The following is a 22,926-nucleotide window of genomic DNA, read 5'->3' as shown; positions in this document are numbered from 1 at the left end:
CTGCATGGGCGAAACGAGCACACTCGGCGCCCAGCAGGCAACTGCATGGGCGAAACGAGCACACTCGGCGCCAACAAACACACTCGTCGCCAGGCTCGCTCCGACCGCGCGACCTCACTCCGCGATCGCAGCCTCCCCCCGTCGAGAGTGCCCACCCGCACCGAGCGTGCCCGCTACAACCGGCACAGTCGGCGCCGACGAGCACACTCGGCGCCCAGCAGGCAACTGCATGGGCGAAACGAGCACACTCGGCGCCCAGCAGGCAACTGCATGGGCGAAACGAGCACACTCGGCGCCAACAAACACACTCGTCGCCAGGCGCACTCCGATCGCAGGACCTCGCGGCCACCGCCACTCAGTAGCGGTACTGGTCCACCTTGAACGGTCCGTTGATGCTTACTCCGATGTAGGCGGCCTGCTCGGCGGTGAGGGTCGTGAGCTTCACGCCGAGCGCATCCAAGTGCAGACGCGCGACCTTCTCGTCCAAATGCTTGGGCAGCACGTAGACCTGGGTGTCATAGTTCTCGCCGTGTGCGTAGAGCTCGATCTGCGCGAGGACCTGGTTCGCGAACGACGTGCTCATGACGAACGACGGATGCCCGGTCGCATTGCCGAGGTTCATCAGACGCCCCTCGGACAGCATGAGGATCGCGCGTCCCGACGGCAGCCGCCACTCGTGCACCTGCGGCTTGATCTCGATTCTCTCGGCCCCAACGAGCGCCTCGAGGCCGGCGATGTCGATCTCGTTGTCGAAGTGACCGACGTTCGCGAGGATCGCGAGGTGCTTCATGCCGAGCAGGTGGTCGACCGTGATGACGTTCTCGTTGCCAGTTCCGGTCACGAAGATGTCGACCTCGTCGAGCACATCCTCGATCGTCGTCACCTGGTAGCCGTCCATGACCGCCTGGAGGGCGCAGATCGGATCGACCTCGGAGACGATCACCCTGGCACCCTGCCCACGCATGGCCTCCGCCGCACCCTTGCCGACGTCGCCGTACCCGGCGACGAACACGACCTTGCCCCCGATGAGAACATCGGTGGCCCGGTTGAGGCCGTCGGGCAGCGAGTGCCGGATTCCGTACTTATTGTCGAACTTCGACTTGGTCACCGAGTCGTTGACGTTGATGGCCGGGAACAGCAGGTTCTCGCTCTTGGCAAGCTCGTAGAGCCGGTGCACGCCCGTTGTGGTCTCCTCGGTGACGCCGAGAATGCCGTCGCCGATATTCGTCCAGCGATCACCGCTCTCGGCCAGCGACGCGCGGAGGGTGTCGAGGATGACCCGATATTCCTGGCTGTCGGATGCCGAGGCGGGAGGCACGGCGCCGGCGGCCTCGAACTCGCGGCCCTTGTGTACGAGAATTGTCGCGTCGCCGCCATCGTCGAGGATCATGTTCGGCCCGGCCCAGGTCTCGCCCACGGCCGCGGCCTCCGCCGACCAGTCGAAGATCTGGGTCGTGCACCACCAGTATTCCTCGAGGGTCTCGCCCTTCCAGGCGAACACAGGCACCCCTGCTGGCGCGTCGACGGTGCCGGTCGGCCCGACGGCGACGGCAGCCGCGGCCTCGTTCTGGGTGGAGAAGATGTTGCAGCTCGCCCATCGCACCTGCGCACCGAGGGCCACGAGGGTCTCAATGAGCACTCCGGTCTGCACGGTCATGTGCAGGCTCCCGGCGATGCGCGCGCCCTTGAGCGGCTGTGACGGGCCGAATTCCTCGCGCAGCGCCATGAGGCCCGGCATCTCGTTCTCGGCGAGGCGGAACTGGTGGCGCCCGGCTTCGGCGAGGGAGAGGTCGGCGACCTTGAACGGAACGGCGGTAGTGGAGATGGTCATCGGCCCATTCTGCCAGCTTGGGGCTGAGCGGAAGCGGGGCGTTGACCGGGGTGCGGCGTCAGCCGCGGATGAGGCCCAGCACGACGTCCCGGATTCGCAGCATCTCCTCGTTCGTGCCGGCCTCGACATTGAGCCGCAGGAGCGGCTCCGTGTTCGACGGCCGCACGTTGAACCACCAGAAGGGGGCATCGCGCTGCACGATTCCGGTGACCGTGAGTCCGTCGAGCTCGTCGAACTCCGCCATGCCGACGAACTCGTCGACGATGCGGGAGTAGGCGCCGGGAATGTCGGTCACGGTGGAATTGATCTCGCCGCTCAGCGCGTACGGGGTGAACCGGGCGGAGATCCCCGACATCGGGTCGCTCTGGTGCCCGAGCTCGGCCAACACGTACATTGCCGCGAGCATGCCGTTGTCAGCACCCCAGAACTCTTTGAAGTAGTAGTGCGCGGAGTGCTCACCCCCGAACACCGCGCCGGTGGCCGCCATCTCGTCCTTGATGAGGGAGTGCCCCACCTTCGTGCGCACCGGGATCGCGCCTGCCTGGACAATCGTCTCCGGCACGACGCGGGAGGTGATCAGGTTGTGCAGCACGACGACCTCACCGTCGGGATCGAGCGCCGTGGCGCGCTCGATCGCGCGCAGGGCGACGATCGCGGCGATGGCCGACGGGGTGACGCCCTCGCCCTTCTCATCGACGACGAAGCAGCGGTCGGCGTCGCCGTCGAAGGCGAGGCCGAGGTCCGCGCCGTGCTCGAGAACCGCGCGCTGCAGGTCGACGATGTTAGCGGGGTCGAGGGGGTTGGCCTCGTGGTTGGGAAAGGTGCCGTCGAGCTCGAAGTAGAGCGGGATGACCTCGATCGGGAGCTCCGGCAGGCCGGCGGCGGCGCCGAGCACCGCGGGCACGGTGAGTCCGCCCATTCCATTGCCCGTGTCGACAACGACGCGCAGCGGGCGGATACCGGAGAGGTCGACGAGGGCGCGGAGGTAGGCGGCATAGTCGGCGAGCACGGCAAGCTCCCGGGCACCTCCGAGCTCCTCGGCGGTGTCGATACCCTCGGCGAGGAAAGTCGTGGCCCGGTCGCGGATCGCCCGAAGCCCGGTGTCGAAGCTGATGCCTTGGGCGCCGGCCCGGGAGAACTTGATGCCGTTGTAGGTGGCCGGATTGTGGCTCGCGGTGAACATCGCTGCCGGAAGGTCAAGGTGGCCGGAGGCGTAGTAGGTCTCGTCGGTAGAGCACAGCCCGATCCCCACGACATTCACGCCGCGGTCCCGCACGCCGGCGGAGAACGCCTCGGCAAAGCCGGGCGAGGAGTCGCGCATGTCGTGGCCGACGATGATCTCGCCACCGGGCGTGCCGACCTCGTCGGCGAAGGCCGCTCCGAGCGCGCGCACCACGCCGACGGTGAGTTGCGAGCCGACGAGCCCGCGCACGTCGTAGGCCTTAATGAACGGGGCAAGGTCGATGGGACCCGTCGAAGCCTGGAGGCCAGTCATGCGGGAAAGCCTAGGTCACGCATCACGACGTGGCGGACGACCTGCCACCCCTGCGGCACCGACAGGCGCTCCGAGTGCTTCGGGCAGAGGTCGTAGCTGTGCGGCTCCGGCGTATAGCTCAGCGGTCCGAGCACCGCCATCGAGTCGGCGTAATCGTAGGTGAGGGTCGACACCGCGTCCGCGACGCAGGCCACCTTGCTGCAGGGCCGTCCATCCATTTTCCCCACCCTAGGCCGAGGGTGGCCGCCGGGCGTCGCGACCCACCGTCGCGTCCCGGGTCGCGGCCTAGACTTGGCCAATGGCTCGCTCCCCGCATCGTGTGACCGGCCACCGCTCCGTGCGGGGCGGCTGGCGAGACCGGCACGGGCGCGGCATCCGTTCTGCCGTCACGGGGCCGCACCTGCCGCTTCTGGCGACGCGAGCGGATGTCTTCGAGACCACGGTTGTGCAGACGGCCGAATATCTCAAGGACCTGTGGCCGGATGACCTGCGCCAGGTGAGCTTCGAGATCGCCGGGCTGCCGAGCGAGGTCGGCGCTACCGGGGGTGTGGATCGCTGGCAGGTCTCCGTCGCCGAGCGGCGCGTGATCCTGTTCCGGCTGCCGATCGAACGGCTCGCGAAGCTGCACCGCTCGGACGCTCTCCACCGGCGGATGCTCGTCGAGAGCTGCGTGTTCCGCGCCGTCGCCGAGCTTCTCGGCAAGGACCCGTGGGATCTCGCGCCCGACCGGTTCCGCCACCTGCACTGAGCGGACGCTTCGTGTCGTCACGGTAACGGGCGCCTGATTCCTGACCTAGCGGTACACCGTGATGGGGGTCGACCCGGGGCCTGGCGTTGTCACTCCGAACGAGCCGAGCGCGCCGTCACCGGTGTAGCTGACATTCGCGATGAGACCGGCGGTTCCCGTCAGCACGACGTTGTCGCGCGCGACTGGCGTTGACACGCTGCGCCCGGCGGGGACGTCGATGCTGCGCGCCTCCCCGCCCGACTCGACCGTCACGGTGACGTCCTTCGCGGTCGGGTTGGCCAGGTGCACGCGCGGCGAGGGGCCAGGGGCGATCACGAGAAGCGCCCGGTCGCCGAGCGCCTCAGGAGCGCCGAGCCAGGCGAAATCGGCGGTGCCGTCGTCGGTCACGGTGCTCGCCCGCACCCCGGCGACGACCGGAAGGTCGGCCTCGACGGTCACGGTGTAGTTGCCGTCGTCGAGGCCGGCGACGGCGACCTGGCCCACTTGGCCGCCGACGAGCTCGAGATCGAAGACCGTGGGGTCGCGCTCGCCGCGCTCGGGGGTAACGGTGACCGTCGCGGTCGTTGGGGCGTCACCGGGAAGCAGGATGCGCACGGCGGTTTCGACGTCGATGTAACCGGGCTCCGTCTGCACCTCGGCGACGCGCTCCGCCGACGCGACGACGAGCCCGGGGATGACGACGCTGCGCGAGGGGCCCCTCGTCTCGCCGATGATCTCAACCCCGCCGGGGGCGAGGGTGCGCACGATGGACTGCTGCAGATTGGCGACCACCTGGCCGCCCCGGCTCTCCACCCGCACGACCGGAGCGACAATCTCGGGGGCGAACGCCGCGAGCGAGATGATGCGCTGCGATCCGGGCGGCACCACGATGCCCTCGGCCCCCGGCGCGACGACGGGGCCGGACTGGCCGTAGATGCTCAGCGCGACGGTCGCGATGACCGCGCTGGGGTTGCTGATCGTGATCAGCGTTGTGCGCCCGACATCGGTCGCACCGCCCACGAGCCAGGTGTCGCCGCTCGCCTCGGCGCACTCGGCTGTCGCGAGCCCGAGCAGCCCGCCGGAGGTGACGGACTGGGACTGGCTCCCGGCGAGCGCCGGCTTTCCGCCCGGCTCTCCGGGTGGGAGCACGAGCACCTGGGGAGCGAGGCCGCTCGGGTTGTCCGTGGTGGGGAGGCGGCCCGCCGTCGCCTCCCGGGGCACCGACTGGAACTCGACGTCCGCGTCGCCCACCGACGTCGCGATGGTCGCGCCCTGGCCGGCGTCGTCGCCGAGCCGCAGCAGCGGCCCGGGGCATACGCGCTCCTGCGCGGTGGGCACGGGCGCGATTGACGCCGACGGCGCCGTCAGCGTGTAGATGGGGCCGGTGATGACAGTGGCGGCGACCACGGCGGTCGCCGCGACCGTGCCCCCGATGATTCCGATGAGTCCGCGCACGCCGACGACGACGGCGCCCCTGCCGGTGAATCGGCGCGGCGCGCGGCTGGGACCGCTTGTCTCGTCCGGCACGTCTCTCGCCGTGGACTCGAGCGACGACGGCTCGTCGGCCGCCGAGCCGCTGGGCTCTGCGGGTGTCCAGTTGTCCGGCGCGAGGCCGGCGGGCTCGTCGTCGCGGTCAGTCATCGGTGTCCTCGTCGAACGTCGTGGCGGGCTCTTCGTTCTCGGTGCCGCGCGAAACGTGTTCCCGGCGGCGGCGCGCCGTCGGCACCGCGAGCAGCACGGTCATGCCAATGATCAGCCCCTGGCCGACGAGCACGATCATCCCGAGCACCGAACCGGTGTTCGACGGCCCCGTTCCCGCCACGGCGTCTGCCTCGCCAACGTAACGCCAGAGCAGCCCTCGCGACGTCTCGCCGACCGGCACGAGCAGGGCGTTGCCGTCAAGCGCATCCTGAGTGCGACGCAGCACCGCAGCCTCGGCCTCGTCAGCGGAGGCCGCGGTCGCAGACGCATCCGCGTCCATGTCCGTGTCCGTTTCCGCATTCGCATCCGCGCCCTCGAGAACGATGAAGCCGATCGCGAGGTCGTCGAGGTCGGCCGCCGAGTCGTAGCCGCTGCGCGAGGCCAGGTTGCCGGCGAGGTTCGCGAGCCGCGCGTCGGCGTCGCTCATCCCCATCGCCGTGGCATCGAGCGTCGACTGCTGCTCGAGCAGGGTGCCGCGGCCGCGCTCCAGTGCGGCCGAGATGGCGCCATCGCCCGCCGGCGCGAGGATGAGCGTGCCAATCTCGGGCCGGGAGGTCGCCTCGGCGTCGACGAAGGCGGGCAGCAGCCGGGCCGGGCCGGGTTGCACGGTGAGCGTTCCGAGCAGGTTGGACCCCACAAGCGGTACGGCCAGGAGAAGGGAGGCGACGCCGAGCAGCACCGCGAACCCCCTCGCCGCGGCGCCGATCGCGTCGAGCGAGACGAGGGCAGCGCCGATCAGTCCGAGCCAGAACAGGCTGAGGCCGGACCCCGGCCAGATGCCGACGGTCTCCGACCCCACGGCGACAAGCTCGAGGCGGGTAGAGATGACCGCCGTGGCGTAGCCGAGGAGAGCGACCGCGAGCGCGGGGATCGAGCGTCGGGATCCGCGCACGAACAGCCCGAGGAGGGCAAGCAGGCCGAGGGGAAGCAGCAGTGCAGCCACGACGATGGGCGCTGTCGTGGCGGGCAGGAGTACCCGATCGAGCAGTGCCGTCCAGCCGTTCGAGCCCCCGGCTGCGGACCCGAGGGCGAGCTGGATGCCGGAGGTGGCGCCGCCCGCCGCGGGGACACCGGGGTCGGCGAGAAGTCCGAGTGGGTTTCCCCGCAGGATCTGGTCGATCGCGAGCGGTGCGAACAGCGCTGCGGCGGGGAGCGGGATGCCGAGAAGCCGGTAGGCGCGGCGCGGCCGGGAGAGCACGAGGGCCAGCCACATGACCAGAAGCGCGGGCGTGAGCACGGGAGCCGAGGCCGTCACGGCGGCGAACACGAGAGCGGCGCCGGCGGAGGCCGTCCATGACCTGCCTGCGGAGAGGCCGAGAAGTATGAGCCACGGGAGCAGCAGGTGGGCGATCGAGGCGCCGAGGTGGCCGGTTTCGAGCGAGGAGAGAAGGGGCGGGGCGATTCCCCACAGCACGGCGGCGAGCGCGGGCGGCCACGGGCGCACGGTGAATTGACGCGCCGCGAACCACGCACCGAGCGTCGCCAGTGGCAGCGCGAGCACGTAGAGCGCGACGATCGCGACCGAGGGTTGCCAGAAGGCGAGCGATCCCAGCGAGGCGAGCACGTAGCTGAACGGGTCGGCGGCCCCGGTGAACCCGATGCCGATCTCCCGCCAGCCGTACCCCACCTGCGACCAGAGGTTGTCGACGCTTCCGAGGGGAAGCAACCCGCCGCCGGAGACCGAGGTGGCCCCGAGGAGCCCGCCGAACGCGACGAGGCCGACAAGCCCGGTGACGAGAACGGCCCACAGGCCACCGCCGGTGACGAAGCCGATGGGCTCCTCGCGGTACACGGCCGGGCCGACGGGGCCCATCCCGTCGTCGCTGTCCTGGCGGTGGGCTCGCTGCTCCCTGGCCCGACGCCAGGAGAGCCGTAGCGGCGCGATCGCCTTCCAGCCCAGGCGTCGGGTGCGACGGAGGTTGCGCCGGGCCCGGATGACGGGGAGAACGTCGAAGGCGGCGCGGAAGGCCGTCACCAGTTCGGCGCCGACGGCACCCGGTGACTTGGCCAGCAGGTGCACGATCGACCGGATGATGGCGAGGGGGATGAGCGAGAGCCAGTGCAGCGGCACCACGGCGGAGGGCGCGTAGACGAGGCGGCGGTGCAGCTGGGCGGATCTGGCGATCTGCATGCGGCTTCGGTCGCTCAGGGACCGGCGCCCGAAGTGCTGCGGTCCGCCGGCGCTCGCCACCCGGGCTCCCGGCACGACGATGACGCGATGGCCGGCGAGGCGGGCGCGGACGCAGAAATCGAGCGCGGCATCCGTCGACGGTAACGCGGGGTCAAACCCACCGAGCGCGGTCCAGACGGATCGGCGGACCAGCATGCCCGATGCCGCCACACCGAGCACGTCGCCGCGGATGTCGTGCTGGGCCTGGTCGAGCTCGTCCTCGACGAGGCGCACCGAGGTGCCGACGGGAGTCATCGACTCCCCGAACTCGGCGATGACGTCGCGCCGCTTCCACCCCATCAACTTCGGGCCGGCGACGGAGACGGACGGGGCGATCTCGACGGCTCCGAGCAGCCGGGTGAGCGCGTCCGGTTCCGGCGCGTTATCGTGGGCGAGCAGCCAGAGCCACTCGTTGTCGGAGACCGCGGGGGCGGCCACGTGCAGGGCGTGCGCGACGGCTTCGCCGAACGAGGCCTTCGCTGAGGCTGCGACGAGCTGGGCGGGACCGGCGGCGGCTAGCAGCGAGCCCGAGTTGTCGCTCGACCCGGCGTCGACCGCGATCAGGAAGTCGGGTCTGCGAACCTGCCTGTCGACCGCCGCGAGGGTCCGGTGCAGATACTCCGCCCCCGACCGGGCGACAAGAATCGCGGTTACTCGCTGTTGCATCCCATCGAGCCTAGGCGCGATTGCCAAGAGCGGGCGACTGACACGCTCAGCCCGACCCCCACACCCGCTCGGCAGGTAACAGGTCAGGCCGAGTCGCGCTTCCTCAGCTTGCGGCGTTCACGCTCGGAGAGGCCGCCCCAGATGCCGAACCGCTCGTCGTTCGCAAGCGCGTACTCGAGGCACTCGGAGCGCACCTCGCACGACTGGCAGATCTTCTTGGCGTCTCTAGTCGATCCGCCCTTCTCGGGGAAGAACGCCTCGGGGTCGGTCTGCGCGCACAGCGAGTCGGTCTGCCACGCGAGCGGGTCGTCGCCCACGGGCACCATCTTGCGAACCCCGGGAACCCCGAGTCGTACCGGGTCGACAAACCAGTCGTCTGGCACGCCTCGACGGTTGGTGGTGGCGCTTCCGGTGTTGCTGTTGACAGCGGCGTTTTCGGCTATTGCCATATCACGGTCTCCCCTCCGCTCGGCGTTCTTACGACAGCCTGTCGCGTTAGGGATAATTACACCTGTGTAGTTACCCCCGCGTCAAGCCGCGAATCGTAAACCCTCAACTCCCTGTGGAGGGTTGGCGACGCGCCGGACGGGAATGATCGCTAGCCCGTGCGTGCCTGCCATGCGCTCTCGACCATGTCGCGCAGGCTGTGCCGCATCCGCCAGTCGAGATCCCGTGCGGCGAGAGCGCCGCCCGCGACGATGCGGGCCGGGTCGCCGGGGCGCCGGGGGGCGATCTCCGGGGAGAACGGTATGCCGGTGACATCCGCGATGGTGCTCATGATCTCGCCGACCGAGACGCCGTCACCGCTTCCGAGGTTGTAGGCGCTCTCGAGCGGCTCGCCGGCATCGAGGCGGCGGGCGGCGGCGACGTGCGAGATCGCGAGGTCGGCGACGTGGATGTAGTCGCGCACGTTGGTGCCGTCGGGCGTGGGGTAATCGTTGCCGTTGATGCGCGGCGTGCGCCCATCGAGCAGCGCCTCGAACACGAGCGGGAACAGGTTGTGCGGGCTCACGTCGAAGACGCCGCCCTCGCCTGACCCGACGACGTTGAAGTAGCGCAGTGAGGTGTGGCGAAGGCCCACCGCGACCGCCTGGTCGCGCAGCAGCCATTCGCCGATGAGCTTCGATTCGCCGTACGGCGACTGGGGGGACTTGGGGGTCGCCTCCGTGACGAGGTCGGTGTCCGGGGTTCCGTAGACGGCCGCGCTCGACGAGAACACCATCCGATCGACCCCGCGGTCCTGCATCGCGGCGAGCAGGATCGCGGTTCCGGTGACGTTCTGCTCGTAGGTAAACAGTGGGCGCGTCACCGAGACCCCCGCGTACTTGTAGCCGGCCACGTGGATGACGCCGGTGACGTCGTGGGCATCCATCGTGTGCATCAGCAGGTCCCCATCGAGGATGCTGCCGCGCGCGAACGGGACACCGGTCGGCAGGAACTCCGCCCGCCCACTGGACAGGTCGTCGACCACGACGGCGCGCAGGCCCGCCCCGACGAGCGCGCGCACCACGTGGGAACCGATATAGCCGGCGCCGCCGGTCACTAGCCAAGTCATGGCTCCACTGTATTGCCGGGCACCCTGTGCCGTCGGTCAGGCAGTCTCTGAGGCCGTCTGTCAGGCTGGGCCGGTGCCCACCCTCCTGCGACGACTCCTCGCCGATGAACGCACGCGCTTCATCATCATCGGCGGTATCAACACCGTCGTCGCCTACGGCCTGTTCGTGGCGTTTGAGGCCGCGTTCGGCGGCCGCTACCTGCTCAGCCTGCTGCTGTCGTACCTCGTCGCGACCATACTGGCCTTCATGCTGCACCGCAGGTTCACCTTCGCGGTGACCGGCCGGGCGAGCCTCGTGGCCGACTTCCTCCGGTTCGAGAGCGTCTACGTCATGATGCTCTCCGCAAACGCGGTGCTGCTGCCCGTGCTGGTCGAACTCGCCGGCTGGTCATCGCTCGCCGCCCAGGCCGCCATCATTATCGTCACCACGATCATCAGCTACCTCGGCCACAAGTTCTTCTCATTCCGCCGGCCGTGACCGCGCGCTCGCCTCGGCGCGGTCGGGTCAGCCCGACGTCGCGACGAATGCCTCGCCGTCGCCACCGAACGTGATCTCGCCCTCGTCCGGCGTGATGTACACGGCCGAGCCCCGATCCAGCGGCGAGGAGGAGGACGCGCCAGACAGAACGACCGATCCGCGCGTGCAGATCGCGATCGCCGGTCCGTGGAGCGCGAAGCTCGCCGGCGGTCCGCCGCCGAACCGGACAAGGACGAAGTCAGGCACGGTCGGCCGGTAGACCTCGAGGCCCGGCGACGGATGCTCCGGTGTCAGGACCGGTACCGCGCGCGGGTCAAAATCGAGCACATTCAGCAACTCGGGAACATCGACGTGTTTGGGGGTGAGCCCGCCCCGCATCACGTTGTCGGATGCCGCCATGAGTTCGACTCCGAGGCCGGACAGGTAAGCGTGGATGTTGCCTGCCGGTAGGTAGAGGGCCTCCCCGCGTCGCAGGGACACGCGGTTGAGCAGCAGTGAGACCGCGACGCCGGGGTCGCCGGGGTAGTCCGCGGCAAGGTCGACGACGGTGGCGAACGCGGAAGTTAAGCGCCCGTCCTCCCCCGGTGCCGCGGGACGCCCGGCCAGGTCCGCGACGAGCTCCACGACCGCGTCGACATCGTCGCCGCCGCGGCTGAGCCACCCGACCACGTCGGGCAGCGCGTCGTCCGATGCCGCCAGTTCGAGCAGCGCGTCGAGCGGCGCGACCGGCTCCCCTGGGGCCGCGCGACGGCGCAACACGGCCAAAATTCGGCGATACTCCGTGAGGGTCCTGAAGCCGCAGAGCGCCTCGAACCGCTCGCTGAGCGCGTAGATGAGCTCCGGCTTCGGGTGCTCGTCGCGATAGTTGCGGTGCGGGGCGTCGAGCGGCACGCCCGCCTCGTTCTCCCGACGGAACCCCTCCCTCGCCTGCTCCGCGGTGGGATGCGCCTGCAGCGAGAGGGGCGAGCCGGCGGCGAGCAGCTTGAGCAGGAACGGGAGTCGAGCGGAGTGGGCGTACGGCCCAAGCGTCGTGCTCGGGTCGGCGGCGATCCACGCCGCAAGGTCGACCGCGCCCCCGGCGGCGGCCGGGTCGACGATTCGACTGGGAGACCCGGAGTGCGCGCCGAGCCAGAGTTCGGCTTCGGGCCCGCCCGACGGCGCCCATCCGAGCAAATCCGCGATCGCGGTGCGGGAACCCCACACATAGGGTCGCGGACGATTGGTGATGCCTACAAACATCCGATGGATTCCCTAGTGGTTTGCTACTGAATTGAGGCGATCTACAAAGCCTGCCGGGCACGGCTCGGCGCCCGTTAGACCAAACTACCAACGCCTTTTGACGCCGACGGCACCCCACCTAAACTCCCGATGGATGGTCGCTCCGCACCTGGCGCCGCGGCCGATCCCCCGTCCTTCCCGAGCAATGGAGCATCCTCATGTCTTTCCAGCCTCTCAGCAGCGACTTCTACGGTTACGAGAACGCCCTCACGGACCAGGAGAAGTCCCTCATCGTCGACCTCCGCGCTTTCCTCGAGACCGAGGTGCGCCCGATCGTGAACGGCCTCTGGGCGGATGCCGAGTTCGTGCCCCGCCGCATCGTCGAAGGGCTCGCCGGCCTCGGACTGTTCGGCCAGCCGTGGGAAGAGACCAAGAAGTTCGAGAACTCGGCCGTCTTCCGCGGCTGGGTCGCCCTGGAGATCGCTCGCGTCGACGCGAGCGTCGCGACGCTCGTCGGCGTGCAGAACGGCCTCGTGATGGGCTCGATCGCGATCGCCGGCTCGCCAGAGCAGCGCGCCGAGTGGCTGCCCCGGCTCGCGTCCGGTGAACTGCTCGGCGCCTTCGGACTGACCGAGCCGCTCTCCGGGTCCGATTCGGCGCAGGGCCTGCGCACGGTCGCGACACGCGACGGGGACAACTGGATTATCAACGGCGAGAAGCGCTGGATCGGCAACGGCGCGATCAGCGACATCACGATCATCTGGGCCAAGGACTCCGAGGACGGCCAGGTCAAGGGATTCATCGTGCCCACCACGACCCCCGGCTACACGGCAACGAAGATCGAGGGCAAGCAATCGCTGCGCATCGTGCAGAACGCCGACATCGTGCTCGAGAACGTCGTCGTGGCCGACTCGTATCGGCTGCAGAACGGCAAGTCCTTCCGCGACACCGCGGCGGTCCTCCGTCTGACCAGGGCCGAGGTCGCCTGGGCCGCGGTCGGCAACTCGATCGGCGCCTACGACGCCGCTGTCGCATATGCCGACTCCCGGGTGCAGTTCGGCAAGACCATCGGCAGCCACCAGCTCGTGCAGGACCTGCTCGCGAAGAGCCTCGGCAACATCACGGCCTCCATCGGCATGGTGACGCGAGTGTCGGCCATGCTCGACGAGGGCACCCAGCGCGACGAGCACGCCTCACTCGCGAAGTTCTTCACGACGGCGCGCATGCGCGAGACCGTCGCCTGGTGCCGTGAGATCTTCGGCGGCAACGGCATCGTGCTCGACTACGATGTCATCCGCTTCTTCGCCGATGCGGAGGCGATCTACTCGTACGAGGGCACCCGCGAGATGAACACGCTCATCGTCGGCCGGGCGATCACCGGCAAGGCCGCGTTCGTCTGATCGGGTCCGGGCGAATCGGCCGCCCGGGTAGCCTTGCCGCATGAGACTTCTTGAGCGTCGCGGGTTCCTCGCGGGATTCGCGACGCTCGCGCTGTTCACCGTCCTGGCGGGCGACGCGTGGCGCAACTCGATCAGCTGGTACGGGTTCGGCGCGCTCGCTGCGATCCTCGCCACAGTCTCGGTCGCGGTGCTCGTGCGGCACCGCTCCAGCATCCGGCCCGGGAGCCTGCCGTGGCCGCTCGTGGCTTTTCTCGCCCTGGCCACGGTCTCGATCGCGTGGTCGTTCTACCCCGGCGCCTCCGCAATCGGCGTATTGTCCCAGGTCATCACGACTCTCGCCGCCGTCGCGATCGCGCTCGTGCTCACCGGGGACGAAGTGCTCCGTGCGCTCGGCTGGGCGCTGCGCATCATCCTCGTGCTGTCGATCCTGTTCGAGCTCGCCGTGTCACTCGTCGTGCGCGCCCCGGTCCTCCCGGTCTGGGTGACCGCGGCCGACCGCGTCGATCCGCCGCTCATGCTCTACTGGTCGCGCAACCTGCTGCTCGAGGGAGACAGGATCCAGGGCATCGTGGGCAACTCCGGCCTGCTCGGGATGATCGCGCTGATCGCGCTGATCGTCTTCGGGGTGCAGTTGGCGGCGGGAACCGTTCGCCGCCTGTCCGGAATTCTCTGGCTGGTCCTCGCCGTCGCGATGCTCGCGCTCACCCGCTCCGCAACCATCACCGTGGCGCTCGTCGCCGTGCTGCTGGTGCTCGGGATGATCCTCGTGCTGCGCCGGGCGGTGTCGCCGCGTGCCCGACTGGCCGTCTTCGGCGGCATCGTCGTCGTGCTCGCGGGCGTCGCGGGCTCGGCGCTGGCGTTCCGGCCCGTGCTGCTCGGCGTGCTCGGCAAGAGCGACGACCTCACCGGCCGGCTCGACATCTGGGACGCGGTGATCGGACTCGCCACGCAGCGGCCTGTTTTCGGCTGGGGATGGGTCAGCTTCTGGGCACCCTGGGTCGAACCCTTTGACGACCTCGTCACCCGCAACGGCGTCATCCAGCTGCACGCCCACAACGCCTGGCTCGATGTCTGGCTGCAGCTCGGGGTCGTCGGGCTGCTCGTGTTCGGTGCGCTCGTGGCCACGACCGCGATCCGGTCCTGGCTCCTCGCCACCAACCGGGTAGTGACCCGCCCGGGCGACCGTGGCTCATTCTCGTCACTCTCGCTGCTCCCACCCCTGCTGCTCACCGCCCTCCTCGTGCAGAGCCTCGCCGAGAGCCGGCTTCTCATCGAGGGCGGGTGGGTGTTGCTCGTCATCCTCGCCGTCACGACGAAGCTCGGCATGCTCGGCCGCCTCAGGAGAACACCGGCGAATAGCCGGGCGGGAGCGGCGCGCGCAGCCTGAACGCACGACGCGCCCGCGCCGATGCCGTAACTTTGGGGAGAAATGAACTCGCCATCACGACGCATCGCGGACGCCGCACTCGCGGCGCTGGGATCTGCACGATTCGCACGAGCGGTGACGCTGTGCGCAGTCGGGACGGCGTTCCTCGCCTTCGCGCTGCGCAGCACCATGGGGTGGCCCGGGCTGCTCGGCATCCTCGGCACGCTCGTGCTTCTCGCGGCCGCGTCGATCACCGTGAAACGCCATGAGCTCGAGTGGCACGGGCTGCTCACGATCTCGCTTCTGGTCTTCATCGGTTGGAGCGCGCTCTCCCTGCTCTGGAGCGACTACCAGTGGGTGACCCTCGGCGCCGTCGCATACCAAGTGGCCTTCGCCTTCCTCGGCGCCTACATCGCGCTAACCCGTGACCTCATCCAGATCGTGCGGGCCTTCGGAGACGTGCTGCGGGTGATTCTCGCGGCGTCGCTGCTGCTGGAGATTATGTCGGGCATCATCGTGGACACCCCGTTTACATTCCTGGGCATCACCGGAACCCTCGCCGACGGTGGCCCGATCCAGGGTTTGCTCGGCACCCGGAACCAGCTCGGGCTTGTCGCGCTCATGGCCGTTGTGACCTTTTTCGTCGAGACCCAGACCCGCTCGGTCAGCCGGTCGATCGGGCTCGCCTCGATCGCCCTCGCCGCCACCATGATCGTGTTCTCCCGGTCGCCGGTGATCCTCGGCACCGTCGTGATCGTCGCGCTGGCCGCTCTCGCGCTCATCGGGCTTCGCCGCCTCGACCCCGCCAGACGACGCGCCTGGCAGTTCGTGCTGCTCGGCACCTCGGCGTTGACGCTGCTGATCCTGTTCGCCGCCCGCGGCAGGGTGATCGAGCTGCTCAACGCCGGCAGCGAGTTCGAGTTCCGCTACTCGCTCTGGCGGGACATCCTCGACGTGTCGTCAGCGAGCACCCTCGAAGGATTCGGTTGGGTGGGTTATTGGCGGCAGGACATCCCGCCGTTCATCGGAATCGGCCCATTCGCCGCTCCCCACGAGACCGCACTCAACGCCTTCGTCGATGTGCTGCTCCAACTCGGCATCGTCGGCCTGTTCTCGTTCCTCGCGCTCGTCGGACTCGCGTTCGTGCGGTCGTGGCTGCTCGCCGCGACGAAGCGGAGCTTTGTGTTCGTCTGGCCGGCCCTCATGCTCGTGGCGCTCATCATCGTCTCCGCCGCCGAAAGCTCGATCCTCATCGAGTTCGGCTGGTTCACCCTGGTGATCTGCGCCCTGAAGGCATCCCAGAACCTCAGCTGGCGCGAACGGCTGCCCCTGCCGCAAGGCTGATCGTGTTTCAGCGGTCGGACGGGACGCTCGTCAGCGCGCGGATGTCCGCGTCGACCATGAGATGCACGAGCTGCTCGAAGTCCACGCTGGGCGACCAGCCCAGGGACCGGAGCCGGGAGGGGTCGCCGACGAGCTGCTTCGGGTCGGCGGGGCGGTACAGGGCGGGGTCGACCGACACGTACGCAGACCAGTCGTCGATGCCCACATAGGCGAAGGCGTGCTCGACGAACTGCCGCACGGAGTGCGCCACTCCCGTTGCGACGACGAAGTCGCCGGGCTCGTCCGCGCCGAGGATGCGCATCATTCCGTCGACGTAGTCGGGGGCGTACCCCCAGTCACGGAAGACATCCATCTGCCCGAGCACGAGCGCGTCGGACAGGCCCAGCGAGATCCGGGCGGCCTCGTGGGAGATTTTCCGCGCGACGAACGAGCGCGGCCGACGGGGCGACTCGTGGTTGTAGAGGATCGCCGAGCTCGCGAACATGCCGCGCGCGCGGTACACGCCGACCATCTCGTGGGCGAAGGATTTGGCGGCCCCGTAGGGCGTCACGGGCCTGCGCGGCGTCGACTCGCTCTGTGGCACAACGCTGGTGTCGCCAAAGATCTCCGCACTCGACGCCTGCAGAAAGCGCACGGCACGACCGCAGCGTTGCTGCACCTGCCACGCGGCGTCGAGGATGCGCACGGGGCCGATCCCGAGCACGTCCGCTGTCTCGGTCGGAAACGTCCAGGACCGCTCGACGGAGGTGTTCCCCGCGAAGTTGAAGATGTGGGTCGGTTCTATCTCGAAGATCAGTCGGCGGATTCCGTCGGAGTCGGCCAAGTCGCCGACGTGAGTGGTGACCTCGGGGAACGCCATAGAGAGGACCGAGGCGGCCTCGGCGGAGTGGCAGAGCCCGTGCACCTCGCCGTGGCCGGCAAGTCGTTCGAGCAGATAGCTGCCATCCTGCCCACTCGCTCCCGTGACGAGAGTCGACACGGTGGGACCGTTTGACGCCATGGGTTCAGTTTAGGGGGCACGGCGGAGCGGCTCAGTCGGGCGGGCCGCCCCCCGTCTAGCCTCCGTGCCGCTCAATCGCGCTGCCGTACGCCGTCACGTGCGCGTCGCCGCAGCTCTCCCACGTGAATCGGGCCGCCTGCGCCATCCCGCCCGCCGACAGCCGTTCGCCGTCGTCGATCGCGCGCGCGATGCCGGCCGCGATGTCCTCGGGATGCATCGGGTCGAAGAGGACGGCGGCGTCGCCGCACACCTCGGGGATCGAGCCCGCGTTCGACACGGCGGCGGGGCATCCGGACGCCATGGCCTCGAGCGGGGGGAGGCCAAATCCCTCGTACAGGCTCGGGAATGCCAGCGCCGCCGCGGACCGGTAGAGGCTGAGCAGCTCATCAGAGCTGACGAGACCACGCCGGTCGACCCAGTCGGGCAGGTCGCCGAGGGCATCGAGCGCGCCGCCGGTGAGCACCAGCCGGAGTTCCGGCCGGTCCCGCCGGAGGATCGCCATCGCCTGGATGAGCCGGGCGTGGTTCTTGTGCGCCCAGCCGCGCGCCGGGTAGAGGACGAAGTTCTCGCGCGGGCCGAGGTTCGGGGTGTAGCGATCCATGTCGACGCCGAGGTGGGCGACGTGGATGCGGTCGGGGGCGATGCCGAGCAGCTCGACCATGCGGCGCTTCGCGAACTCGCTGATCGTGACGACGATGTCGGCCGTTTTCGCAGCCCCCTCGTAGAAGTGGCGGCGGTAGAGGAGCTCAGCCCGGCCGAACATGTGGGGCAGTTCGAGATGCTGCACGTCGAGCAGCGACTGCACGACGGCCTGCCACTTCGCCGGGCGTGGCACCATGACGGTGAACGGGTAGTGCACGGCGTCGGCGTTCGCCATGGCCGCGCGAATCGACCGGCCGTTGAGCGTCGCCGAGGCGACACCGGCAAGGCGCCCCCTCGTCGACGGGCCGACGCGAACCGAGGAGACGACCACTTCGGGGATGCCGCGGCTGAATCCGGCGGCCGTCGACGGGACGAACGCGGTGGTTCTCACCTTGTCCGTGGTGTGGAGCTGCTCAGTGAGCGCCCTCGCGTAGGTCTCGCTGCCGCCCATGCCGCCGGGCACCAGAGTAAGCATCGAGAGGGCGACACGCAGGGGGTCAGCCGGACGCGTCACCTCAGTTCCCCCGGGTCATAGCTGTCGTCCTATTTTGCGCGCTCGGGCGCTGACCCTCCCGGCGGCGAAAGCGGATGCCCAGCGGACCGGTCGATGCCAAAGTCCGCTGATCCTGCGCAGCCGCGGCGGGAGGTGTCGTCGTTTCACTCCCTCGGCCTCGATGCTCGAGGAGAGGCGGTTGGCCACCGTGAGCGAATCCGGGTGCCAGCGGAACGCCGACACTGCACGCCGGGTCCAGACGAACCGGCCCTGGGCGCGTAGCGAGAGGAACGCGTCGAGATCCATCGCGTACCGCAGGGTGGGGTCGAAGCCGCCAATAGTTTCGAGCGCATCGAGCCGGATCATGGTTGCAGGGTGCGGGATGAGGTCTGGCCCCCACGGCAACAGAAGTGTGGCGAGTGCACCGGCGTTGCTCGTGCCGATCGTGCGGCCGGCCGGATCGATGTAGTCGCAGCCACCGAATGCGAGGACGGCCTCCGGGTCCCGCTCAAGGCTGTCCCGCAGCAGGGCGAGGCCGCCGGGGAGGAGCAGGTCGTCGTCGCCGACCCAGGCGTAGTATCGCTCGGTGGTTCGCGCGGCGAGTCCCCTGTTGGTCGCCGCCGAGATACCCTCGCGGGGATCATCTGCGACGATCGCGCCGAATTCGACGGCAAGCTCCCGCGCCTCGTGGGCATCCTCGGGCGCGACGACCACAACGGTGAGATCGATGTCCTCGCGTTGACCGGCAATCGACTCGAGGGTAAGCCGCAGGTATTCGAGACGGTCCCCCAAAGTGGGAAGAACGACGAGCACGTCTGAGGTGGGCACGGTTCACCCTTTCGCGATGTTGTCTCCGGATGTTCCCCCGGCGCGGTTGGAACAGTGTCTTGTCGCTTGACTTTACCTTGACGATAAAGCCGAGTGAGCGTACGCAATCCGATGCGGCACACTCGACCGAGCCCCTCCTGCCGCGCCCGGCGCGAGCATTTGCCGGGTTGAGGCATTGGTAGGATCGCCCTATGCAATCGGTGCTCCAACGCACGCTGATCGTGATGCCGGCCTTCAACGAGGAGGCGTCGGTGGGCGACGTCGTTCGCGAGGTCTTCGCCAAGCTCCCGGGCGCCAATGTTCTCGTGGTCGACGACGGTTCGTCCGATGCGACAACAAGGGTGGCTCGAGATGCCGGCGCCCTTGTTGCAACACTTCCGTTCAACCTTGGTGTCGGCGGTGCCATGCGAACCGGATTTCGGTTCGCTCTCGATCAGGGCTACACCAACGTCGTGCAGTTGGACTCGGACGGACAGCACGATCCGGCCAGCATCCCGCGACTGCTGGACGGGCTCGCCGACGCCGATCTCGTTCTCGGCGCGCGGTTCGCAGGTGAAGGCGAGTACCGTGTGCGCGGCCCCCGACAGTGGGCGATGAAGGTGCTCGCCGTCTCGCTCAGCCGGACCGCGGGAACCCCGCTCACCGACACCACATCGGGCTTCCGAGCTGCCGGCCCCAGGGCGGTGACCCTGTTCGCACGGCACTATCCGGCGGAGTACCTCGGCGACACCATAGAGGCGCTCGCGATCGCCGCCCGCGCCGACTGTGTGATTGCGCAGGTACCGGTGTCGATGCGGGTCCGCAGCGCGGGCGTGCCCTCGCACCACCCGATCCGTGCCACGGTATATCTGCTGCGCGCCTGTATGGCTCTCGCATTCCCGCTCGTGCGCTCCACGTCATCCCTCCGCCTGGAAACAGCGCCCGAATGAATCCCACAAGCTACATCTTCGGTATCGCATCCGCCACCCTCGTGCTGGTGGTCGTGATCACGCTGCTCCGCCGCCACCAGTTGCGCGAGCGGCACGCGGTGTGGTGGATCGTCGCCGGTACCCTCGCACTCGTCATCGGGGTGTTCCCCAACACCCTCGTGTGGGCCGCGTCACTCGCCGGGATCGAAGTGCCCATCAACCTGACCTTTTTCGTCAGCATCGGCACGCTTTTTCTTGTCTGTCTTCAGCACAGCGCCGAGCTGACCCGGCTTGAGGCGAAGACCCGCACTCTCGCCGAACGTGTTGCGCTCAACGATTTGCGACTGCGAATTCTCGAGGAGCAGCTGGCCATCGAGGCAGCGAAACAGCGTGACTCGTGAGCTTCCGGCGTGCCTTCGGGGCTGCCTGGCTCCTCCTGTTCCTCCTGTGTGGGGCGTGGGCGATGGCGACACCCGTCAGCGGCGCACCGGATGAGCCATCCCACCTGATCAAGGCGGCATCAGTGGTTCGCGGGCAGCTCGTCGGTGAGCCATCGGACCTCGGCCACGTCGTACAGGTACCTCGCTGGATTGCGGCGACCGAGGGAAAGCCCTGCTTCGCCCATGATCCCGAGGTGAGCGCCGCGTGCACCGACCCGCCGAAGGGGGATCCCTCCGCCATCATCGACGGTGCGACGACCGCCGGACTCTACAATCCGCTGTACTACGCGATCGTCGGCTGGCCGTCCCTGCTCGCTCAGGACGAGAGCGGCATCTACGCCATGCGCCTTGTCAGCGCAGCGGCCAGCACGGCATTTCTTGCCGTCGGATTTGCCCTCGTGTGCGGATGGCGTCGCCCCGGGATCCCCCTGCTCGGCGTGGCCATTGTGATCACGCCAATGATCCTGTTCCTCGGCGGCACCGTAAACCCGAACTCGCTCGAGATCGCGGGCGTGTTCGCGGCGTTTGTCGCGATGCTCGATATCGTGTTGCACCCGAACTCGAACCGTCTCGGCTCCCGCGCGGCCATCGTGCTGGTCTCGGCGGCAGTGGCGGTCAACACGAGAGGGCTCTCACCACTGTGGGTCGCGGTCGCTCTCCTCAGCCCCCTCGTGCTGGCCACATCGGGGCAGCTCGCCTCGCTGCTGCGTCGCACATCGATCCGCGTCGCGATCGCCGGCGTCGCGGTATCGACCGCACTCGCGCTCATCTGGATTCGCGGATCGGGCTCGCTCGCTGCCGGCATCGACAGCCCGAGCGAGAACATCGTCTTCGAGCGGGTCGGGGAATCCCCTTTCAGCGGCTTTCTGACGACGCTGGAACAGACACTCAGCCTCGGCCAAGGCATGATCGGTGTCTTCGGCTGGCTGGACACCCCCGCACCTGACATCGTCTACTTCGCCTGGTCGGTCGCCGTTGGCGGCGCAGTTCTCGCCGCGCTCGTGCTACTGCGCGGACGACATCTCGCGATTGTCCTCCTACTGCTGGCCTGTGTGATCGTCGTGCCAGCCCTCATCCAGGCCGCCTACATCACCGGTGGCGGATTCATCTGGCAGGGCCGGTACACCCTTCCCGCCTTTGTCTGCCTCGTCATCGCGATCGGCGCCGCGCTCGCCGACCGGATTCCGCAGTTCGGCGGCCCGTCGATACGTCGGCTCGCCCTGGTCGCCCTCGCTGTGTGGGCTGTCGGCCATTCCTATTCGTTCCTATTCGCGCTCAAACGGTTCGGTGTCGGGACGGACCGAACCTGGGGTGACCTCGTGCTCCGCCCGGAGTGGGTTCCGCCCGGCGGCGTCCTCCTCTGGCCATCTGTGTTCGTTGCGACAGTGACGGTGACGGCCGGCCTGATGGTGTGGCTGGTCAGCCGAGCCGGAGACCGCGCCGATGCCGCGCCAGAAGGAACCCGAACTGCACAGCTGACCCCGCCACCGGCCCCGCGACGACGGCGATGGCGACCCGCGTGAGAAGGTCGCCGTTCAGGGCGAAGCTCCCGATCGTGACGAGGGCTGCGACCACCCAGCCGAGCGTGTACGCCCGGTGCATCCCCACCGCCAGCACCGCAGACCCGGTCACGATGAGTCCGCCGATCAGGGCCGACGACAGCACGAGCACCGCGTAGAACCATCCGGGAAGCTCGACCTGGCCGGGATAGAGCAGCTCGAACACCCCCGGGCCGATCACGGCGGCGACGAGGGCGAGGAGGGCCCCGCCGCCGAGAACGAGTGTCTCCATCCGCCAGAGCGTCGGTCCCAGCGGCGCTCGCTGGTCACGGAACTTCACCAGCAGGTAGCTCTGCAGCGACATCACGACGACGATGACCGGCGCGCGCGTGATCATGACGGCGAGGAACAGCGCCGCCGTCAGAGCGCGCGGGGTGTCCCCCGCGGCGATGCCGATGACGACGGGGAGTCCGCTGACGAGCACACCGGTCGACGCCGCGGCGAGAACCGTCCTGGCCACGTTCCAGGTCAGGGCCCGCAGTTCGACATCGAGCGCCGCGGCGCCGACGACTTTGCGCCGGATGCCGGGCCAGAGCACGGCAATGGCAAGCAGGAACGGCAGTGCGGCCGCCCAGGCCAGCGCCGCGGCATCCGACGTCACGCTCGCCACCGCGACCACCGCAACGAGCCGGAGTAGCGCGTCGATGACGACCATCGCCGCGAGCTCCCGCCATCCACTGAGCCCGTAGAGGGTCCCGGCGAGTACCGCCACGAGGGCGTACGACGAGGTGGCGACCGCGAGTGGCAGCACGAGCGCCCAGCCGCCCGTGGGGAAGACGGTGCCGACCCAGAGCGGCGCCGTCACCATCACGGTGGCGAACACGGCCGCCGAGAACACGAAGGCGAAGTTGCGGGTCGATCCCCGCCGAGGCCGATCGGCGCTGACCGGCGCCGTGGCCCGCGCGACCTCCTGCTGGAGCCCGGACAGGGTTCCGACCACGAAGTACATGGCGGCCCAGAACAGGCCGAAGGAGTAGTAGGCGTCGAGTCCGATCTGGCGGGGGACGAGCCAGATCACGAGGTAGCCAGCCGCCGCTGCGACACCCGTTGCCGCGACGATCAGGGACAGCCCCGACGGTTGCCTCAATTGACGCTCCCTCAACGC

At 68.9% G+C, this 22,926-nt stretch carries 20 protein-coding genes; 8 read left to right on the top strand and 12 right to left on the bottom strand.

Features of this window, described 5'->3' with window-relative positions; all coding sequences use genetic code 11:
* Positions 1-355: 355 nt before the first annotated feature.
* From ahcY to ABIB15_RS11950, 3 genes are read right to left on the bottom strand one after another with little or no spacing between them, the layout of a single operon-like run.
* Positions 356-1,831, bottom strand: coding sequence for an adenosylhomocysteinase (ahcY, locus tag ABIB15_RS11960; protein WP_354478768.1), 1,476 nt, complete (start codon positions 1,829-1,831; stop codon positions 356-358).
* Positions 1,832-1,889: 58 nt separating this feature from the next.
* Positions 1,890-3,326, bottom strand: coding sequence for a phosphomannomutase/phosphoglucomutase (locus ABIB15_RS11955; RefSeq protein WP_354478765.1), 1,437 nt, complete (start codon positions 3,324-3,326; stop codon positions 1,890-1,892).
* A complete protein-coding gene (locus ABIB15_RS11950; RefSeq protein WP_354478762.1) occupies positions 3,323-3,544 on the bottom strand; it encodes a DUF3499 family protein in 222 nt (73 codons plus the stop codon). Before ABIB15_RS11950 ends, ABIB15_RS11955 begins: the two co-directional genes overlap by 4 nt.
* 80 nt (positions 3,545-3,624) lie before the next feature.
* Here ABIB15_RS11950 and ABIB15_RS11945 point away from each other — a divergent pair, with 80 nt between their 5' ends.
* Positions 3,625-4,074 (top strand): metallopeptidase family protein, encoded by a 450-nt coding sequence (locus ABIB15_RS11945; RefSeq protein WP_354478759.1) that lies wholly within the window; start codon positions 3,625-3,627, stop codon positions 4,072-4,074.
* Positions 4,075-4,119: 45 nt separating this feature from the next.
* On the opposite strand, the gene ABIB15_RS11940 is transcribed toward ABIB15_RS11945, so the two are convergent.
* The 4 genes from ABIB15_RS11940 to galE all read right to left on the bottom strand — a co-directional run bounded on the left by ABIB15_RS11940 (position 4,120) and on the right by galE (position 10,145).
* On the bottom strand, positions 4,120-5,694 hold the full coding sequence (locus tag ABIB15_RS11940; RefSeq protein WP_354478757.1) for a DUF5719 family protein: 1,575 nt from the start codon (positions 5,692-5,694) through the stop codon (positions 4,120-4,122).
* Positions 5,687-8,590, bottom strand: coding sequence for a glycosyltransferase family 2 protein (locus ABIB15_RS11935; RefSeq protein ID WP_354478754.1), 2,904 nt, complete (start codon positions 8,588-8,590; stop codon positions 5,687-5,689). Before ABIB15_RS11935 ends, ABIB15_RS11940 begins: the two co-directional genes overlap by 8 nt.
* 83 nt (positions 8,591-8,673) lie before the next feature.
* The gene (locus ABIB15_RS11930) at positions 8,674-9,039 is read right to left on the bottom strand and encodes a WhiB family transcriptional regulator (protein WP_502908958.1); all 366 of its coding nucleotides are present in this window, start codon (positions 9,037-9,039) and stop codon (positions 8,674-8,676) included.
* A 149-nt stretch (positions 9,040-9,188) separates the two neighbouring features.
* Positions 9,189-10,145: a UDP-glucose 4-epimerase GalE gene (gene galE / locus ABIB15_RS11925; RefSeq protein WP_354478751.1), complete on the bottom strand. Its 957-nt coding sequence runs from the start codon at positions 10,143-10,145 to the stop codon at positions 9,189-9,191.
* Between the two features lie 73 nt (positions 10,146-10,218).
* On the opposite strand from galE, the gene ABIB15_RS11920 reads away from it, so the two are divergent.
* Complete coding sequence (locus ABIB15_RS11920) at positions 10,219-10,623, top strand: GtrA family protein (RefSeq protein WP_354478748.1); 405 nt, start codon at positions 10,219-10,221, stop codon at positions 10,621-10,623.
* Between the two features lie 27 nt (positions 10,624-10,650).
* On the opposite strand, the gene manA is transcribed toward ABIB15_RS11920, so the two are convergent.
* Positions 10,651-11,862 (bottom strand): mannose-6-phosphate isomerase, class I, encoded by a 1,212-nt coding sequence (gene manA / locus ABIB15_RS11915; protein ID WP_354478745.1) that lies wholly within the window; start codon positions 11,860-11,862, stop codon positions 10,651-10,653.
* A 197-nt stretch (positions 11,863-12,059) separates the two neighbouring features.
* On the opposite strand from manA, the gene ABIB15_RS11910 reads away from it, so the two are divergent.
* From ABIB15_RS11910 to ABIB15_RS11900, 3 genes are read left to right on the top strand one after another with little or no spacing between them, the layout of a single operon-like run.
* Positions 12,060-13,241, top strand: a complete 1,182-nt coding sequence (locus ABIB15_RS11910; RefSeq protein ID WP_354478742.1) for an acyl-CoA dehydrogenase family protein — start codon at positions 12,060-12,062, stop codon at positions 13,239-13,241.
* 40 nt (positions 13,242-13,281) lie between these two features.
* Positions 13,282-14,628 carry an O-antigen ligase family protein gene (locus ABIB15_RS11905; protein WP_354478740.1) on the top strand — a complete coding sequence of 449 codons (1,347 nt, stop codon included), beginning with the start codon at positions 13,282-13,284 and terminating at the stop codon, positions 14,626-14,628.
* A gap of 42 nt (positions 14,629-14,670) precedes the next feature.
* A complete protein-coding gene (locus ABIB15_RS11900; RefSeq protein WP_354478738.1) occupies positions 14,671-15,951 on the top strand; it encodes an O-antigen ligase family protein in 1,281 nt (426 codons plus the stop codon).
* 7 nt (positions 15,952-15,958) lie between these two features.
* Here the strand turns inward: ABIB15_RS11900 and ABIB15_RS11895 are convergent, their stop codons facing one another.
* Genes ABIB15_RS11895 through ABIB15_RS11885 form a run of 3 tightly spaced genes read right to left on the bottom strand, consistent with a single transcriptional unit; the run spans position 15,959 to position 18,914 of the window.
* Entirely contained in the window at positions 15,959-16,951 is a 993-nt protein-coding gene (locus ABIB15_RS11895; protein ID WP_354478736.1) for a GDP-mannose 4,6-dehydratase, read from the bottom strand.
* Positions 16,952-17,006: 55 nt separating this feature from the next.
* Complete coding sequence (locus tag ABIB15_RS11890) at positions 17,007-18,107, bottom strand: glycosyltransferase family 4 protein (RefSeq protein WP_354478734.1); 1,101 nt, start codon at positions 18,105-18,107, stop codon at positions 17,007-17,009.
* A gap of 15 nt (positions 18,108-18,122) precedes the next feature.
* Positions 18,123-18,914: a glycosyltransferase gene (locus tag ABIB15_RS11885; RefSeq protein ID WP_354478732.1), complete on the bottom strand. Its 792-nt coding sequence runs from the start codon at positions 18,912-18,914 to the stop codon at positions 18,123-18,125.
* Between the two features lie 191 nt (positions 18,915-19,105).
* Here ABIB15_RS11885 and ABIB15_RS11880 point away from each other — a divergent pair, with 191 nt between their 5' ends.
* The 3 genes from ABIB15_RS11880 to ABIB15_RS11870 are packed head-to-tail and all read left to right on the top strand — an operon-like array spanning position 19,106 to position 21,785.
* On the top strand, positions 19,106-19,843 hold the full coding sequence (locus ABIB15_RS11880; RefSeq protein ID WP_354478730.1) for a glycosyltransferase family 2 protein: 738 nt from the start codon (positions 19,106-19,108) through the stop codon (positions 19,841-19,843).
* On the top strand, positions 19,840-20,223 hold the full coding sequence (locus ABIB15_RS11875) for a DUF2304 domain-containing protein (protein WP_354478728.1): 384 nt from the start codon (positions 19,840-19,842) through the stop codon (positions 20,221-20,223). Before ABIB15_RS11880 ends, ABIB15_RS11875 begins: the two co-directional genes overlap by 4 nt.
* A complete protein-coding gene (locus ABIB15_RS11870; RefSeq protein ID WP_354478726.1) occupies positions 20,220-21,785 on the top strand; it encodes a DUF2142 domain-containing protein in 1,566 nt (521 codons plus the stop codon). The genes ABIB15_RS11875 and ABIB15_RS11870 overlap by 4 nt, the downstream gene beginning before the upstream one ends.
* Here the strand turns inward: ABIB15_RS11870 and ABIB15_RS11865 are convergent.
* Positions 21,682-22,908 carry a hypothetical protein gene (locus tag ABIB15_RS11865; RefSeq protein ID WP_354478724.1) on the bottom strand — a complete coding sequence of 409 codons (1,227 nt, stop codon included), beginning with the start codon at positions 22,906-22,908 and terminating at the stop codon, positions 21,682-21,684. The genes ABIB15_RS11870 and ABIB15_RS11865 overlap by 104 nt on opposite strands.
* Positions 22,909-22,926: the final 18 nt, after the last annotated feature.

Origin of the sequence: Marisediminicola sp. UYEF4 (assembly GCF_040546025.1) — a bacterium.
Classification (GTDB): domain Bacteria; phylum Actinomycetota; class Actinomycetes; order Actinomycetales; family Microbacteriaceae; genus Marisediminicola.
Note: the sequence above shows the minus strand (reverse complement) of the source record. Positions and strands in the feature narration are given on the sequence as shown.

Coding starts and splice junctions, on each gene's coding strand:
- ahcY (WP_354478768.1), bottom strand. CDS start 1,831: ATGACCATCTCCACTACCGCCGTTCCGTTCAAGGTCGCCGACCTCTCC.
- ABIB15_RS11955 (WP_354478765.1), bottom strand. CDS start 3,326: ATGACTGGCCTCCAGGCTTCGACGGGTCCCATCGACCTTGCCCCGTTC.
- ABIB15_RS11950 (WP_354478762.1), bottom strand. CDS start 3,544: ATGGATGGACGGCCCTGCAGCAAGGTGGCCTGCGTCGCGGACGCGGTG.
- ABIB15_RS11945 (WP_354478759.1), top strand. CDS start 3,625: ATGGCTCGCTCCCCGCATCGTGTGACCGGCCACCGCTCCGTGCGGGGC.
- ABIB15_RS11940 (WP_354478757.1), bottom strand. CDS start 5,694: ATGACTGACCGCGACGACGAGCCCGCCGGCCTCGCGCCGGACAACTGG.
- ABIB15_RS11935 (WP_354478754.1), bottom strand. CDS start 8,590: ATGCAACAGCGAGTAACCGCGATTCTTGTCGCCCGGTCGGGGGCGGAG.
- ABIB15_RS11930 (WP_502908958.1), bottom strand. CDS start 9,039: ATGGCAATAGCCGAAAACGCCGCTGTCAACAGCAACACCGGAAGCGCC.
- galE (WP_354478751.1), bottom strand. CDS start 10,145: ATGACTTGGCTAGTGACCGGCGGCGCCGGCTATATCGGTTCCCACGTG.
- manA (WP_354478745.1), bottom strand. CDS start 11,862: ATGTTTGTAGGCATCACCAATCGTCCGCGACCCTATGTGTGGGGTTCC.
- ABIB15_RS11910 (WP_354478742.1), top strand. CDS start 12,060: ATGTCTTTCCAGCCTCTCAGCAGCGACTTCTACGGTTACGAGAACGCC.
- ABIB15_RS11905 (WP_354478740.1), top strand. CDS start 13,282: ATGAGACTTCTTGAGCGTCGCGGGTTCCTCGCGGGATTCGCGACGCTC.
- ABIB15_RS11900 (WP_354478738.1), top strand. CDS start 14,671: ATGAACTCGCCATCACGACGCATCGCGGACGCCGCACTCGCGGCGCTG.
- ABIB15_RS11895 (WP_354478736.1), bottom strand. CDS start 16,951: ATGGCGTCAAACGGTCCCACCGTGTCGACTCTCGTCACGGGAGCGAGT.
- ABIB15_RS11880 (WP_354478730.1), top strand. CDS start 19,106: ATGCAATCGGTGCTCCAACGCACGCTGATCGTGATGCCGGCCTTCAAC.
- ABIB15_RS11875 (WP_354478728.1), top strand. CDS start 19,840: ATGAATCCCACAAGCTACATCTTCGGTATCGCATCCGCCACCCTCGTG.